15 protein-coding genes are annotated in these 14,743 nt (G+C 68.0%); 9 read left to right on the top strand and 6 right to left on the bottom strand.

What is annotated here, in order from left to right:
* The 3 genes from A5787_RS03935 to A5787_RS03925 all read right to left on the bottom strand — a co-directional run.
* Positions 1 to 508 (bottom strand): thioesterase (locus tag A5787_RS03935; protein WP_066961924.1); only part of this gene is annotated, 508 nt, incomplete at its 3' end.
* Positions 505 to 1,134, bottom strand: coding sequence for a cysteine hydrolase (locus A5787_RS03930; protein WP_066961921.1), 630 nt, complete (start codon positions 1,132 to 1,134; stop codon positions 505 to 507). The genes A5787_RS03930 and A5787_RS03935, both read right to left, overlap by 4 nt.
* Positions 1,131 to 2,123 carry a Rieske 2Fe-2S domain-containing protein gene (locus A5787_RS03925; RefSeq protein WP_066961918.1) on the bottom strand — a complete coding sequence of 331 codons (993 nt, stop codon included), beginning with the start codon at positions 2,121 to 2,123 and terminating at the stop codon, positions 1,131 to 1,133. The genes A5787_RS03930 and A5787_RS03925 overlap by 4 nt, the downstream gene beginning before the upstream one ends.
* 86 nt (positions 2,124 to 2,209) lie before the next feature.
* Here A5787_RS03925 and A5787_RS03920 point away from each other — a divergent pair, with 86 nt between their 5' ends.
* From A5787_RS03920 to A5787_RS03905, 4 genes are read left to right on the top strand one after another with little or no spacing between them, the layout of a single operon-like run.
* Positions 2,210 to 3,832 (top strand): NAD(P)/FAD-dependent oxidoreductase, encoded by a 1,623-nt coding sequence (locus A5787_RS03920; protein WP_066961915.1) that lies wholly within the window; start codon positions 2,210 to 2,212, stop codon positions 3,830 to 3,832.
* Positions 3,832 to 4,932, top strand: coding sequence for an alpha/beta fold hydrolase (locus tag A5787_RS03915; RefSeq protein ID WP_066961912.1), 1,101 nt, complete (start codon positions 3,832 to 3,834; stop codon positions 4,930 to 4,932). The genes A5787_RS03920 and A5787_RS03915 overlap by 1 nt, the downstream gene beginning before the upstream one ends.
* Positions 4,932 to 5,306, top strand: coding sequence for a nuclear transport factor 2 family protein (locus A5787_RS03910; protein ID WP_066961909.1), 375 nt, complete (start codon positions 4,932 to 4,934; stop codon positions 5,304 to 5,306). Before A5787_RS03915 ends, A5787_RS03910 begins: the two co-directional genes overlap by 1 nt.
* Complete coding sequence (locus A5787_RS03905; protein ID WP_066961907.1) at positions 5,303 to 6,346, top strand: TIGR03857 family LLM class F420-dependent oxidoreductase; 1,044 nt, start codon at positions 5,303 to 5,305, stop codon at positions 6,344 to 6,346. The genes A5787_RS03910 and A5787_RS03905 overlap by 4 nt, the downstream gene beginning before the upstream one ends.
* Before the next feature lie 77 nt (positions 6,347 to 6,423).
* Here A5787_RS03905 and A5787_RS03900 read toward each other — a convergent pair whose 3' ends face one another.
* Positions 6,424 to 7,920, bottom strand: a complete 1,497-nt coding sequence (locus A5787_RS03900; RefSeq protein WP_066961904.1) for an acyl-CoA carboxylase subunit beta — start codon at positions 7,918 to 7,920, stop codon at positions 6,424 to 6,426.
* Between the two features lie 82 nt (positions 7,921 to 8,002).
* Here A5787_RS03900 and A5787_RS03895 point away from each other — a divergent pair, with 82 nt between their 5' ends.
* From A5787_RS03895 to A5787_RS03875, 5 genes are all read left to right on the top strand, one after another.
* Positions 8,003 to 9,025 carry an LLM class F420-dependent oxidoreductase gene (locus tag A5787_RS03895; protein WP_066961902.1) on the top strand — a complete coding sequence of 341 codons (1,023 nt, stop codon included), beginning with the start codon at positions 8,003 to 8,005 and terminating at the stop codon, positions 9,023 to 9,025.
* Between the two features lie 11 nt (positions 9,026 to 9,036).
* Positions 9,037 to 10,257, top strand: coding sequence for a cytochrome P450 (locus A5787_RS03890; protein ID WP_066961899.1), 1,221 nt, complete (start codon positions 9,037 to 9,039; stop codon positions 10,255 to 10,257).
* An 18-nt stretch (positions 10,258 to 10,275) separates the two neighbouring features.
* Positions 10,276 to 11,103 (top strand): SDR family NAD(P)-dependent oxidoreductase, encoded by an 828-nt coding sequence (locus A5787_RS03885; protein ID WP_066961895.1) that lies wholly within the window; start codon positions 10,276 to 10,278, stop codon positions 11,101 to 11,103.
* 146 nt (positions 11,104 to 11,249) lie between these two features.
* Positions 11,250 to 11,459 (top strand): dsRBD fold-containing protein, encoded by a 210-nt coding sequence (locus A5787_RS03880; protein WP_197506949.1) that lies wholly within the window; start codon positions 11,250 to 11,252, stop codon positions 11,457 to 11,459.
* A 90-nt stretch (positions 11,460 to 11,549) separates the two neighbouring features.
* Entirely contained in the window at positions 11,550 to 12,341 is a 792-nt protein-coding gene (locus A5787_RS03875) for an SDR family NAD(P)-dependent oxidoreductase (protein WP_066961889.1), read from the top strand.
* Here the strand turns inward: A5787_RS03875 and A5787_RS03870 are convergent.
* Both A5787_RS03870 and A5787_RS03865 read right to left on the bottom strand, forming a co-directional pair.
* A complete protein-coding gene (locus A5787_RS03870; protein WP_066961886.1) occupies positions 12,338 to 13,492 on the bottom strand; it encodes a Zn-dependent alcohol dehydrogenase in 1,155 nt (384 codons plus the stop codon). The genes A5787_RS03875 and A5787_RS03870 overlap by 4 nt on opposite strands.
* Complete coding sequence (locus tag A5787_RS03865; protein WP_066961883.1) at positions 13,489 to 14,715, bottom strand: cytochrome P450; 1,227 nt, start codon at positions 14,713 to 14,715, stop codon at positions 13,489 to 13,491. The genes A5787_RS03870 and A5787_RS03865 overlap by 4 nt, the downstream gene beginning before the upstream one ends.
* Between the last annotated feature and the right edge of the window lie 28 nt (positions 14,716 to 14,743).

Genomic DNA, 14,743 nt, shown 5'->3' with positions numbered 1-14,743 from the left:
AGTAACCGAATCCGGGCCGGGCGGCCAGCGGCTCGTCGATCGGGGTGATGTTGCGGTAGTCGACGTGCAGGAAGGCGGTGCGGGTGGGCGGGCAGCCCGCGGTCGAGACGACCATCCCGAACAGCCAGTCGTAGAAGAGGGGGATCATCCCGCCGTGCACGGCGTTGTTGCCGCCCACGTGGGCCCGGGAGAAGTGCCCGTCCATGGTGACGCCGCCCGGCCCGGATTCGGTGACCAGCCATGGCGGCAGCAACGGGTGCCCCAGCCCGGGCAACTCGAGGACCCGCCCGCCCGGCGCCGCGCCTTCGGGCACCTGATGCCCGTCCAGCAGCGCGCACGCCCGTTCGACGTGCTCGGCCGCGGTGTCCCAGCTCGAGCTGTCGGTGGAGACGGTGAGGTCCTGCAGGCGGCGCATCGCGGCGACGAATCGGCCCAGCCCGGCGGGCGCGTGCTCGGCCGGCTTGATCTCGGGGAAGCCGCCGCGAACCCCGGGCGCTGTCTCGGTCATGGGCGCTCCCACGCCCGAAGCAGGTCGTCGGTGGTGGTGATGGTCGCGAGCAACGACAGCGTGTTGGCGATGACGGCGGCGCCGTAGTCGGCGGGCACGCCGGCGACGGCGTCCTTGGGCAGGACGACGCGGTAGGCGGCGTTGACCGCATCCATGACGACGTTGGGGATCGCGATGTTCAGCGAAACACCTACCACGACGATGGTGGAAACCCCCAGGTTGCGCAGCACCGCGTCCAGGTCGGTGCCGCCCATCGGCCCGACGCCGTGCCAGCGGCTCAGGACCAAATCGGTTGGCTCGGGGCCCAATTCGGGCAGCAGGGCGGCCCCGGGTGTACCGGGGGTGATGTCGACCAGGCCTTTTTCTGGGCCTCGGCCCAGGCTGAAGATCTTGGCGTTGTGGTTGGAGCCGAGCCCGTCGGGGCGCCGCTGCACCAGGCAGTGCACGACGCGGACCCCGGCCGCCCGGGCCGCGGGCAACAGCCGCACGATGTTCGGCAGGGCGACTCGGCGTGCCTCCTCGGCCAGCATCCCCAGCCCGGCGTTCGGGCCCATCACCGCGCCCTGGCACTCCTGGGTGACGATCGCGGTGTGCTCGGCGGCCGCGAGGTCTTCCAGTGCCGTCATGCCGGCACTTCGTAGAACTGGGTCGCCCATTTGCGCAGTGCCATATACCCTTTCGCGTCCACCTTGGACAGCGCCGGATGCTCGACGTACCTCTGGTAGCGCCAGATCTGCAGATCGTCGAAGACGGTGGACAGGAACTGCTTTTCGATGACCTCGCGCAGCTTGCCCTGCGGCACGTCGGAGGCATCGCCGGGGACCCGCGGCCACCAGATCGAATAGAACAGGTCCGAACACTCGTCGTCGACGGGCGTGCAGGTGAAGATCAGCCGATGGTTCTGCGCGCCCTCGAAGACGCTGATCGCCCCGCCGAGGCCGAACAGGTGGCTGTGGAAGCGCAACGCCAGATCCTCGAGGTCGTCGCTGCGCCCGGCCGGCCAGCCCGCGACGAACTGCCATTCGTGCTCGACGATTTTCCAGTCCAGCACCCGCGGCGTCACCGTCGCGTGGTGCACGTACACGAAATGGGCGCTGTCCGGGGCGTTCTCCGCCACGATCTGTGGATGCACCGGCTCGCGCTCCGCGCGCCGGGAGAACTCGGGATACGCCCGGTAATACGCCGCCGGATCCGTCTCGAATTGGGGGAACTTCCTGAAGATGTCGGGCATCTCCCACTGGGGCTCTTTGCCGTCCGGCTGATGCCAGATGAACACGCAGTCGTACTGCTCGCGCACGGGGTACACCCGCAGCCGCAGCGCGCGGTTCGGGCGCTCCGGTTGGTACGGGATGTATCGGTTGGTGCCGTCCGGGCCCCATCGCCACCCATGGAACGGGCACTCAACGCAGTCGCCCACCACCTTGCCGCCATGACCGATGTGGGCACCGAGGTGTTTGCAGTGCGCTTCCAGGACGTGCAATTCGCCTCGCTCGTCGCGGTAGGCCACCAGGTCTTCGCCGAAATAGTGCAGCGGCCGCACCTCGCCGATCGGGAATTCGGGCGACCACCCGACCATGAACCACCCGGTTACCTTCCAGGTAAAGGGCACTTTCACGCCGGCGCCTCCCGCACTCATTGATACTAAATTCATTACAGTATAGATTTCAGCAGTTCGGCCGGTTCGGGGCAAGGAGCTGCTCAGTGGGTGGACAGGACGCGCACTTCGACGCCCTGGTCATCGGCGCCGGCTTCTCCGGCCTGTACATGCTGCATCGGCTGCGGCAGCTCGGCGTCCGAGCCCGGGTGCTGGAGAAGGCCGAAAACGTCGGGGGCACCTGGCTGTTCAACCGGTACCCGGGTGCCCGCTGCGACATCGAAAGCATCGAGTACTCCTACAGCTTCTCCGACGAGATTCAGCGGGAATGGGTGTGGACGGAGTCGATGCCGGCTCAGCCCGAGATCGAGGCCTACCTGAACTTCGTGGCCGACCGGCTGGATCTTCGCCGCGACATCCAGTTCCACACCGAGGTCGTCGCGATGACCTTCGACGAAGACACCGCGGCCTGGGTGGTGCGGACCGCGGCGGGCGAGTCGTTCCGAGCCCCGTTCGTCATCGCCGCGACCGGCATCCTGTCGGTGCCGCTGGAACCCGACATCCCCGGAATGGACACCTTCACCGGGGCGTCGCTGTTCACCAGCCGCTGGCCCAAGGGGGGCTGCGATCTCAGCGGCAAGCGGGTCGGTGTCATCGGCACCGGCTCGACCGGCGTCCAGCTCATTCCCGTCGTAGCGCGGGAAGCTTTGCAGCTCTGCGTGTTTCAGCGTTCGCCGGCATACACGCTGCCCTGGGAGGTACGGCAATTCGTGCCGGGCGAACTGGACGAGATGAAGGCTCGCTACGACGAGATCCGGGCGGCGCAACGGGCCCACCCGATCGGCGCGGCGCGGCTGAGCGCCTTCTCGGTGCTGTTCGAGATGCTGGGCAGGCCGCCGCTGAAGTCGGCGACCCGCGACGAGCAACTGCGCGCCATCGAGGAGAGCGGGGTGATGGGCGCGCTGAACTGGGGCGACGTCTTCTTCGACATCGACGCCAACCGGATGGCCGCCAAGCTCTACGGTGAGGCGGTGGCCCGCATCGTCGAGGATCCGGACACGGCGGCCGCCCTGGTGCCCGAGCATCCCTTCGCCTGCAAGCGCCCCATCATCGACTGCGGCTACTACCAAACGTTCAACCGCGACAACGTCACGCTCGTCGACCTGCGCAAGTCCCCGATCCGCGAGGTCACCGCGACCGGCATCCGCACCGAGCGTGAGTCGTACGACCTCGACGCCATCGTCTATGCCACCGGCTTCGACGCCATGACGGGCGCGCTCAGCCGCATCGATGTCCGGGGCCGCGACGCGATGTCGCTCGCCGAGTTCTGGGCCACCGAGGGCCCCTTGTCGTACCTCGGTGTGGCCGTGGCGGGATTCCCGAACCTGTTCATGATCCAGGGCCCGGGCAGTCCGAGCGCGACCACCAATTTCGTGGCCGCGCTCGAGCAGCACGTGGAGTGGATCGGCGATTGCATCACCTACTTGCGCGGCAACGGAATCCGCACCATCGAGGCGCTGGCTTCGGCTCAGCAGGAGTGGATCGACCACGCCACCGCGCTCGTCGCGCCGACGGTGCTGGTGCACCCGTCGTGCAACTCCTGGTACAACGGTGGCAACGTGCCCGGCAAGAAACGGATGTATATGGGCTATACCGGCGGAATCCCCGAATACCGCCGCCGCTGCGACGAAATCGCGGCCGGCGGATACACCGGCTTCAAGCTGACCTAATGCTGCGCCGCGCACTCGACATCACCCGCGAGCTGGGCATGCTGCTGCCGCGCACGGTGGCCGGTCTCAACGAATCGACCGGCTGGGCCCCGGCGTCGCCGCGCGGGGTGCGGCAATTCGGTGAGGTCCTGCTGGACGAGCTTGTGCTGAGCGGCTTTTCGCTGATGAACGGGAGCCCCCCGGCGGTGCGGCCGCTGGATGCGTGCACCGCGGCGGCCGAGGAATTGTCGGCGCTGGGCATCGACGGGGCGCACGCCGAGCCGGAACCGTTGCGGCCCACCTCGGTGCGGCGGCGGCGAATCGCCGGCCTGTCATACGAGCGGATGAAGTTCGAACACGATCCGAAGCTGCCGGCCACGCTTCAGGCCGACGGGCTGGGCGGCCCGGCGCGGGCGGTGGTGCACGTGTGCCGGCACCGGGGCGGCCCGCGGCCGTGGCTGGTCTGGGTCCATGGCGCCGGTCAGGGCGGCACCGAGGACCTGTTGCTGTCCCGGATCGGCCGGATCCACCACGGCCTGGGGTTCAACGTCGCCATGCCGGTGCAGCCCGGCCACGGTTGCCGGCGCGGCGAATGGCCGGCCTACCCGGACACCGATCCGCTGGGCAACGTCGCGGGCATGATGCGCGCGGTGTCGGAGGTCCGCGCGGTAGTGCGTTGGGTTCAGCCGCAGGCCAGCGCCGTTGTGGTGGCGGGGATTTCGATGGGCACCCCGGTGGCCGCGCTGGTGTCCCACCTCGAGCGGCAGGTCGACGCGGTGGCGCTGTACACCCCGATCCTGGGGCTCAACGCGATGATCGCGCGGCACCTGGGGCGCTTCGGGCAATCCCGCGCGGGGTTCCGCGAGCTGCTCGGGTCCCCGGAGGTCTCGAAGCTGACGTCGGTGATCGATCCGCTGCGCGTCGAACCCGCGCCGCCCCCGCAGCGCCGGCTCATCGTCGGGGCGTGGCATGACCGCATGGCGATGCGCGAGCCCGCGGAAGCGTTGCAGGAACGCTGGGGCGGGCAGCTGTACTGGTACGACGGCAGCCACGTCGGTCACATCTTCTCGCGGCGCGTGCTCAAGGTGACCGAACGCTTCCTGGGCGAGGTGGTCCGGTGATGACCCGCACGGCCCGTGAGGTGGTGGAGCTTTACAACCTGGTGGTCTGGAACGAGCGCGACCTCGAGCTGGCCGGGGAGTTGTTCGCCGACACCGTCATTCGGCACGAGGTCGGCGAAGCGCACACGCTGACCCACGCGCAGGCGGTGCAGCGGATCGCCGACGTGTGGGAGCTGTTCGACAGGCTGCGCTTCGAGCTGAACATCGTGCTCGCCGGCGACGACGGCGAGCACGTCGCGATCGTCTACGACTCGACGATGACCACCAAGGACGGGAGCGAAACCAACGTGGCGAGCATCGAGGTGTTCCGTGTGGTCGCCGGCAAGATCACCGAGGTCTGGAATTGCGGTTACAAGCAAGGGGTTTGGAATTGAGCGAGCGGGCACTTGACGAGCTGGGCTACTACCTGCTGGCCGGCGCCGGCGGCGAGGGGCCGGCGACCCTGATGGACGAGGCCCGCCGCGGCGAGGAGCTGGGCTTCGGCACCGCTTTCATCTCCGAGCGCTGGAACGTCAAGGAGGCGTCCTCGCTCGTCGGAGCGGCGTGCGCGGTGACCAACCGGATGCAAATCGCCACCGCCGCAACCAATCACAACACCCGCCATCCGCTGATCACCGGATCGTGGGCGACCACCATGCATCGGCTCTCCGGCGGGCGGTTCACGCTGGGCATCGGCCGCGGCATCGCGGCCATCTATGGGGCGTTCGGCATCCCGGCGGTGACTACGGCGCAGATGGAGGACTGGGCCCAGGTCATGCGTCGGCTGTGGCACGGCGAGCTGATCTTCAATCACGACGGCCCGATGGGGACGTACCCCATCCTGTTCCTCGACCCGGACTTCGACGAGGACATCCGCCTTGCGCTGGTGGCCTTCGGGCCCAACACGCTCGCGCTCGGCGGCCGGGTCTTCGACGACGTCATACTGCACACCTACTTCACCCCCGAGACACTGCAGCGGTGCGTCAAGACGGTCAAGTCGGCCGCGGAAAAGGCGGGCCGCGACCCCGCCAGCGTGCGGGTGTGGTCATGCTTCGCCACCGTCGGCGATCATCTTCCCGAACAACTGCGGCTGAAGAAGACCGTCGCGCGCCTGGCCACCTACCTGCAGGGCTACGGCGACCTGTTGGTGCGGACGAACGACTGGGATCCCGCGGTGCTGCAACGCTTTCGGGCGGATCCCGTGGTGACGTCGATCGCGGGCGGAATCGATCACAAGGCCACACCCGACCAGATCGAGCACATCGCGACCCTGATTCCGGGCGAATGGCTGGAGCCCTCGGCCACGGGGTCGGCCGACCAGTGCGTCGAGCGCATCCGCAAGGAGCTCGACTACGGGGCCGACGCCGTGATCATGCACGGCGCGACGCCCGACGAACTCGAGCCCGTCGTGGCCGCCTACCGGGTGCGCCGGTAGCGCCGCGAGCGTCCGCAAAATGACGCCTTACACCGGCGTGTCGTGTACAAACACGCGCGCTCGCGCCCGGGAGAAATTCACGGCATGATGACCGTGCGCGCCACGGGTTCCGCGGCGGCCTGCCGGCTGGACAGGCCGCGCTGCAAGGAGGCCAGCAGCGCGTCGCGCGTCTCGCGGGGGTCGATGAGCTCGTCGAAACCCATGTGTTCGGCCGACCGATACGAGGCCTCCAATTCGGCGTTGCGCAGCTTGGCCGACAGGTCCTCGCCGGCGTGCGACGCGCGGCTGAGCGCCGCGGCGCTCATCGCGCCCATCGTCGCGCCCGGGTAGGCGAACGTCGCGACCTGATGATCGAAACCCAGCAGCGACATGACCATCGAGCCAAACCCATACGCCTTGCGCAGCGTGAGGTGCAGCTTCAACGTGGTGGCCGCCGTCTGGGCCGCGAACATCCGCGCGCCGGCACGCAGCACGCCGCTGCGTTCCGACCGGCTGCCCGGGAGCATGCCGGGGTTGTCGGCCAGGAAGACGATCGGCAGGTGGAACGAGTCGGCCACCGTGATGAAGTGCGCCGCCTTGTCGGCGGCGTCGGCGTCGATGGAGCCGGCCAGCACCTTCGGCTGGTTGGCCACCACGGCGACCGGGTGACCGCCGAGATGGGCCAGCGCGCAGATGACCGCCTTGCCGAACTGCGGTTGCACCTCGAACCAGTCGGGGCTGTCGAAGACCACGTCGAGCACCGCGCGCATGTCGTAAACGCGGCGGTTGTCGCGCGAGACGATGTCGAGCAGCTCCGGCGTCGCTCGCGGCGCGGTGGCCTCGCCGGGCGGCAGGCAGGGCGGGTACGACCACGCGCTCGGCGGAAAATACGACAGGTAGCGCCGGACGTCGTCGAGCACCGCCTCGTCGTCATCGGCGGCGTTGTGGATGACCCCGCTGGGTATGGCGACGTCCGGCCCGCCGAGGTCCTCCTTCGAGATGTCTTCTCCCGTGGACTCTTTGACGACCGGTGGCCCGGCGGTGAAGATCGCACCCTGGGCGCTCATGATCCGGAAGTCGCACACCGGGGCCACCAGCGCCCCATGCCCGGCGGAGGGGCCGAGCACCGCGGCGACGGTCGGGACACGGCCCGAGCACTGCGTCTGGGCAAGCAGATCGGTCGGGCTGCGGCCGTAATGGCCTCCGGTGGGCCGAAAGCCGGCGCCCTCGAGCATCATCACCAGCGGAATCTTGTCGCGCAGCGCCAGTTCGGCGATCCGGTATCGCTTGGAGTTGCCGCCGGGGCCGATGCTGCCGGCCAAGGTGGTGAAGTCCTCGGCGCCCAGCATCACCGGCGATCCGTTGATCAGACCGGAGCCGACGATCAGGGCGTCGGCCGCGACGTCGCCGCCGACCAGCGTGCCGAACTCGCGGAAGGTGCCCGGGTCCAGTAGTCGCTCGATTCGCGCGCGGGCGTCCAGCTTGCCCTTCTTGCGGTGCTTGTCCAGGCGTTCCGGCCCGCCCATCGCCCGCGCATGCTCGCGGCGACGCTCGAGATCGTCGAGCGATTCCTCCCAGTCCTGGGCTTTCGTCATGCCTATGTCCTACCTCATGCGGATCTGTCGTGACTAGCCGAGTGGGGTCACATACTGGATTGCTTACTGTAAAGTTGCCCGCATGGGTAGCACCCCCCGCCTCAAGCTCGACGGGGGCATCCCCAATCAACTCGCCCGGGTGCCGTCGGTCGCCGGTGCTCTGGAACACGACGGGTACGACGGCGGCTGGACCGCCGAGACCAACCATGACCCGTTTCTGCCGGTGCTGCTGGCCGCCGAACACACGTCGCGACTCGAGGTGGGCACCAACATCGCGGTCGCGTTCGCCCGCAATCCGATGATCGTCGCCAACATCGGCTGGGACCTGCAGGCCTATTCGCAGGGCCGGTTCATCCTCGGGCTGGGCACGCAAATCCAGCCCCATATCGAGAAGCGGTTCAGCATGCCGTGGAGCCATCCGGCTCCCCGGATGCGCGAGTTCGTCGCCGCGCTGCACGCGATCTGGTCGGCGTGGAAGGACGGCACGAAGCTTCGTTTCGAGGGCGACTTCTACACGCACAAGATCATGACGCCGATGTTTGCGCCCGAGCCGCAGCCTTATTCGGCGCCGAAGGTGTTCCTGGCCGCCGTCGGCGAAACGATGACCGAGATGTGCGGCGAGGTCGGCGACGGCCACCTTGGCCACCCCATGGTCTCGAAGCGCTACCTCGAGGAGGTCACGCTGCCGGCCCTGCTGCGCGGGATGCAGCGCTCCGGGCGGGATCGCGGCGTCTTCGAGGTGTCGTGCGAGGTGCTGGTCGCGACCGGGGAGAACGACGACGAACTGGACGCCGCCAGCACCGCCGTGCGCAAGCAGATCGCTTTCTACGGCTCGACGCCGGCCTACCGCAGGGTCCTCGAGTTGCATGGCTGGGGCGATTTGCACACCGAACTGCACCGGCTCTCACTGGCAGGGGAGTGGGACACCATGGGCTCGCTCATCGACGACGAGATGCTCGCGGCTTTCGCCGTCGTCGGTCCGGTCGACACGATCGCGGCGGGTTTGAAGAGCCGCTGCGAGGGCGCCGTCGATCGCGTCCTGCCCATCTTCATGACCGCTTCCCGATCCTGTATCACCGCCGTAGTGAAGGAGTTTCGCGCGTGAGCACGTCGACGATGGACGAGGCCGCCAAGCTATTGACGGATCCGCTGGCGTACACCGACGAGCGGCGGCTGCACGCGGCGCTGGCTCACCTGCGCGCCAACGCGCCGGTGTCGTGGGTCGAGGTGCCGAACTACAAGCCGTTCTGGGCGATCACCAAGCACGCCGACATCATGGACATCGAACGCGACAACATGCTGTTCACCAACTGGCCGCGCCCGGTGCTGACCACCGTCGAGGGCGACGAGCAAGCGGTCGCCGCCGGGGTGCGCACGCTGATCCACCTGGATGACCCGCAGCACCGGGTGGTACGCGCGATCGGCTCCGACTGGTTTCGCCCGAAGGCGATGCGGGCGTTGAAGGTGCGGGTGGACGAACTCGCCAAGATCTACGTCGACAAGATGATGGCGGCGGGGCCCGAATGCGACTTCGTCCAGCAGGTCGCCGTCAATTACCCGCTCTACGTGATCATGTCGCTGCTCGGGCTGCCCGAGGCCGACTTCCCGCGCATGCTCAAGCTGACCCAGGAGCTGTTCGGCAGCGAGGACGCGGAATTCAAACGCGGCACGACCAACGAGGATCAGTTGCCCGCGCTGTTCGACATGTTCGAGTACTTCAACGGGGTGACCGCCTCGCGCCGCGAGCACCCGACCGAGGACCTCGCGTCGGCGATCGCCAACGCCCGCATCGACGGCGAGCCGTTGTCGGACATCGACACCGTGTCGTACTACCTCATCGTGGCGACCGCGGGTCACGACACGACCAGTGCGACCATCTCGGGTGGCATGCAGGCGCTGATCGAGAACCCGGACCAGCTGGAGCGCCTGCGCGACAACCTCGACCTGATGCCGTTGGCCACCGACGAGATGATCCGCTGGGTCACTCCGGTGAAGGAGTTCATGCGCACCGCGGCCAACGACACCACCGTGCGAGGAATACCGATCGCCGCGGGCGATTCCGTGTTGCTGTCGTACGTGTCGGCCAACCGCGACGAGGACGTCTTCGAGGACCCGTTCCGCTTCGACGTCGGGCGTGACCCGAACAAGCACCTGGCCTTCGGCTATGGCGTGCACTTCTGCATGGGCGCGGCGCTGGCCCGCATGGAGGTCAACAGCTTCTTCTCCGAGTTGCTGCCGAGGCTGAAATCCATCGAGCTGACCGGCGAGCCCGAACTCACCGCCACCACCTTCGTCGGAGGGCTCAAGCACCTGCCGGTGCGCTACTCGCTGGCCTGATTCCCTAGCCTCGAGGCCATGGCGCGCAGGACGATCGTCATCACCGGTGCCAGCGACGGCCTCGGCGCCGCGGCGGCGCGTCGGCTGCGCCGGGGCGGCGCGAACGTTGTCGTCGTCGGCCGGTCGCACAGCAAGACGGCCGCGGTGGCCGCGGAATTGGACGCCGACTATTTCGTGGCGGACTTCGCCGACCTGTCCGCGGTGCGGGCCCTGGCGGACGAGATCCGCGCCCGGTACCCGCGCATCGACGTCTTGGCCAACAACGCCGGCGGCCTCTTCACCAAGGCCCAGCGGACCGTGGACGGCCACGAGATGACCTTTCAGGTCAACTACCTGGCGCCGTTTTTGCTCACCACGCGGTTGATGGACCTGCTCGTCGATTCCCGCGCCACCGTCATCAACACCACCAGCTCGTCGCACAAGCTGCTTCCGCGGGTGAAAATTTCCGACCTGGAGGAGACGAGCGGGCGCCGGCCCAGCTCCGCCTACGCACTCACCAAGCTCGCAATCGTCTTGTTCACCAGGGAATTACATCGGCGCTACCACCCCGCGGGATTGTCGGCCGCGACGTTTCACCCCGGCTACGTCAACTCCAATTTCGGCGAGGCGTCGGGATCGCGGTTCCTCGTCTTCATGAAGTACCACGTGCCGCTGGTGGTCCGGTTCACAGCCAGCGTCGACGAGGCGGCCGACCAGCTGGTCTGGCTGGCGTCGAGCGTGCCCGGTGCCGATTGGGCCTCCGGCGAGTACTACTCGAAGGGCAAAATCGCCAGGGCCAACCGGGCGGCCTACGATCCCGTGCTGGCGCGTGAATTGTGGGATCGCACCCTGACGAAATTCGTTTGACCGCGCGGAGTGTCCATTGGCCATCACCGGCGGGACCAAAGTCACCAGAACGCGCCACGCCGGTCCATGAGCGCGACGGTGAAGGTGTCGCGCAGCATGATTCGTACATGTACCACACAAGTTGCCCGAGTTCTCCGACGCATCCGATGGTGACCATAGCGATCGACGAGCGCCGCGCGCGAACGTGCGCCAAGGCCGAGTTGCAATGGGGTGGTGCGCATCTGGCCGGGGTAGGCATCGCCTATCGCCATCCGGCCGACTCGTTGGCGTGCGACGCCGGTCGGGGGCTGGCGACGGCGCGGGCGCTGTCGGACCTTGCTGAGAAGGTCAGCCGGCGGCGCGGGCTCAGCGCCTGACCGCACGCGGGCGCGGCCATGGGCCGGCGGCCCGGGTGCGGGTACTAGCATGCAGCTCATGAGCGACTTCGGCCTGATCGGTCCCGCGCGATGACGGCCTCGACCGCCTTGGTGACCGGCGGTGCGTCCGGCATCGGGTTGGAGGTCGCCGGGCTGTTGCGCGACGCGGGCCACCGGGTCGTCACCTGGGACCTGTCGGGCGCCGACATCGATTGCGACGTCAGCGATCCCGACGCCGTCTCGGCGGCCATGGAACAGACGGTGCGCGAGCAAGGCGTGCCGACCCGGGTGGTGACGTCCGCCGGCATCGGGTCGTCGGGGCCGTCGGGCCTGTTGCTCAAACAGGCGCCCGCCGACTGGGAGCGGGTGCTGTCGGTGAACCTCACCGGAACCTGGCTGACTCTGCGCGCCGCCGGGCAGGCCATGGTCGACGCCGAGGTGCCGGGGTCGATCGTCGCCGTCTCCAGCATCAGCGGCACGGTGGCCGATCGCGACATGGGCGCATACTGCGTGTCCAAAGCCGGCGTCGACATGTTGGTCAAGGTCGCCGCCGTGGAATGGGGCACCTACGGCATCCGGGTGAACGCCGTCGGGCCCGGAGTGACGCGCACCCCGATGCTGCCCAACCCCGACGCGTGGCTGGGCTGGGCGGACGGCCTGTCCAGGCGGACCGCGCTCGGACGCCTGGGTGAGGCCAGCGACGTGGCCGGGGCCATCGTCGGTGTCCTGGAACTGCCCTGGGTGACCGGTCAGGTGGTGCACGCCGACGGCGGCCTGGCGCTGCACAGCCCGATCGACGCGTACGGCCAACTGGAGAAACTGATGCGCCTGAAGAGGCTACGGCAGATCCGAGACCAGCGGGAAAAAGCCACAGAGTCCTAGATCCCGAAGTCGATCACGCCCCTGACGATGGTGCCGTTGAGCAGGTCGTCGTAGGCGTCGTTGACGTCATCGAGGCGATAGCGCTTGGTGATCATCTCGTCGAGCTGTAGCTGTCCGGTCTGGTAGAGCCGGGCCAGCCGGGCGATGTCCGCGTTCGGGTTGCACGAGCCGAATATGGTGCCGGCAAGTGTCTTGTTCATCAGGATGAAGTCCTGCAGATCGATGTTGACCGACCGGGTCAGCTGCGACGTCATGCCGGTGAGAACACACGTCCCACCCTTGCGGGTCAGCTTCACGGCGTCGCGGACGTCGTCGGCGGTGATCAAGGACGGCGAGACCACCACGGCGTCGGCCATCACCCCGTAGGTCAGGTCCCGCACCAGATCGAGCGCGTCGGCGGCCGTCGCGGCGCTGTGCGTCGCGCCGAACTGCAGTGCCGATTTCTGTTTGAACTCAACGGGATCGACCGCGACGACGTGTGCCGCGCCGTTGATCCTCGCGCCCTGGATGGCGCCGGTGCCGATTCCACCGACGCCGATCACGACGACGGTATCGCCGGCGCGCATGTTGGAGCGGTTCGCGACGGATCCGTAGCCGGTGGGAATCGCGCACGACAGCAGGGCGCTCGGTGCCAGCGGCAGGTGCGGATCGATCTTCACGAGCGAATTCGTCGACACCACAGTGTGTTCGGCGAAGGCGCCGACCTTGGCGATGTGGCCCAGATTCCGGCCGTCGGCGGTGTGGTGGCGGAAGGTGCCGTCGGTGGGCATCCCCGGGACCATGGTGCCGATGCCGACGTCGCAGAGGTACTCGATCCCGCTCGCACACCAGCGGCAGTGCCCACACACCGCGACGAATGACATCACCACGTGGTCGCCCGGCGCGAAATCGGTGACGCCGTCGCCGACTTCGCGCACGATGCCGGACCCCTCATGGCCGCCGATCATCGGGAACATCGTCGGGAGCCCGAGTGAACGCATCACCTCGTTGGGCGCCGACATGTCGCCCTTGAGGATGTGGTCGTCCGAGTGGCACAACCCGGCGGCGGCCAGCTGAACGAGGACTTCGCCCGCGCGCGGCGGGTCCAGCTCGAATTCCTCGACAGACCAGGGCCCGCCGACGTCATGCAGGATCGCCGCGCGGCTCCTCATGCGGCCGGGGTGAACGTGACGGGAAGCTTGTTGGGCGACCGGAAGGTCAGGCCGACGATCTTGGACTCCTCGCCGGTCCCGTCGTCGGGCACGAACGCCAAATGCCGGACGCGGTCGAACAGGCTGTTCAGCATGACCCGCGTCTCCAGCCGCGCCAGGTGCATGCCGAGGCACATGTGGATGCCGGCCGCGAACGCGATGTGCGCGTGGCGCGGCCGGTGGATGTCGAACGTATTCGGTTCGGGCCAACGGCTTTCGTCGCGGTTGGCCGAGCCCATGCACATGTCTACCTGTGCGTCGGCCGGTATTGTCTTGCCGCCGATTTCGATTTCCTTGGTGGTGGTGCGCATGACCATCGTCAGCGGCGTCTCCACTCGCAGGCCCTCCTCGATGGCGGCCGGGATCAGCGACCGGTCCCGCTGGACCATCGCCAGCTGCTCGGGGTGGGTCAGCAGCAGGTACAGCAGATTGCCCGACGAGCGATAGGTGGTCTCCAGGCCTGCCGGCAGCAGCAGCCGCAGGAAGGCGATGATCGCCTCGTCGCTGAGCTTCTCTCCGTCGATCTCGGCGGCCACCAGGTCGCCGATGATGTCGTCGGTGATCTTGCGGCGCCGCTGCTCCACCTGGTCGAGGAAGTACCCGTGCAGTTCCGTGGCCGCGTTGAGCCCGGCCTCGATGTCGGTCTGGATCGAGATGAGACCGAGCGACAGCCGCCGGAACATGTCGAGATCCTCGGGGGGAAGCCCGAGCAGCACGGAGATGATCCGGGTCGGGAACTCGAACGTCAGGGCCTTCACCAGGTCGGCGTGGCCGTCGTTCTTGATTTCATCGATCAGTTGATCGCAGACCGGCCCGATGACCGACGGTTCCCACCGCTCCAGCGCGGTGGCGCGGAAGGCCTTGGCCACCAGGCTCCGGTGGTCGTGGTGCTCCTTGCCGCCCATCGCCAGGATGGTGTGGCCCATCACCAGCCCGATGGTCTTCTCGTAGGCGGCCGACGTGAACACGCGGTCGTCGCGGAACGCCTGGAACAGCCCGTCGTAGCCGAACAGGACCCATTCGTCGTTCGGGCGCAGCTCCTCCGGCAGCTGCGAGTGGTCCGCCAGGGAACCGTGCCAGACCGGATCGGTGCGCCGCATATATTCGAAGAACGGATACGGGCTGGTCTCCCCGGTGAGATCGAGGGTGACGGGCTGGCCGTCCGGGTCCGTGCTGAGCGTCATTCGCGCTCCTCCTGAGAGCAGCCGGTAA

Source organism: Mycobacterium sp. 852002-50816_SCH5313054-b (assembly GCF_001667185.1).
Taxonomy (GTDB): Bacteria; Actinomycetota; Actinomycetes; order Mycobacteriales; family Mycobacteriaceae; genus Mycobacterium.
This window is presented reverse-complemented; position numbering and strand designations above follow the sequence as displayed.

Excerpts from the sequence above, each read along its gene's own strand:
- A5787_RS03875 (WP_066961889.1), top strand. The coding sequence starts at position 11,550 with ATGACGGCCTCGACCGCCTTGGTGACCGGCGGTGCGTCCGGCATCGGG.
- A5787_RS03880 (WP_197506949.1), top strand. The coding sequence starts at position 11,250 with ATGGTGACCATAGCGATCGACGAGCGCCGCGCGCGAACGTGCGCCAAG.
- A5787_RS03890 (WP_066961899.1), top strand. The coding sequence starts at position 9,037 with ATGGACGAGGCCGCCAAGCTATTGACGGATCCGCTGGCGTACACCGAC.
- A5787_RS03910 (WP_066961909.1), top strand. The coding sequence starts at position 4,932 with ATGACCCGCACGGCCCGTGAGGTGGTGGAGCTTTACAACCTGGTGGTC.
- A5787_RS03865 (WP_066961883.1), bottom strand. The coding sequence starts at position 14,715 with ATGACGCTCAGCACGGACCCGGACGGCCAGCCCGTCACCCTCGATCTC.
- A5787_RS03930 (WP_066961921.1), bottom strand. The coding sequence starts at position 1,134 with ATGACGGCACTGGAAGACCTCGCGGCCGCCGAGCACACCGCGATCGTC.
- A5787_RS03885 (WP_066961895.1), top strand. The coding sequence starts at position 10,276 with ATGGCGCGCAGGACGATCGTCATCACCGGTGCCAGCGACGGCCTCGGC.
- A5787_RS03915 (WP_066961912.1), top strand. The coding sequence starts at position 3,832 with ATGCTGCGCCGCGCACTCGACATCACCCGCGAGCTGGGCATGCTGCTG.
- A5787_RS03895 (WP_066961902.1), top strand. The coding sequence starts at position 8,003 with ATGGGTAGCACCCCCCGCCTCAAGCTCGACGGGGGCATCCCCAATCAA.
- A5787_RS03870 (WP_066961886.1), bottom strand. The coding sequence starts at position 13,492 with ATGAGGAGCCGCGCGGCGATCCTGCATGACGTCGGCGGGCCCTGGTCT.
- A5787_RS03900 (WP_066961904.1), bottom strand. The coding sequence starts at position 7,920 with ATGACGAAAGCCCAGGACTGGGAGGAATCGCTCGACGATCTCGAGCGT.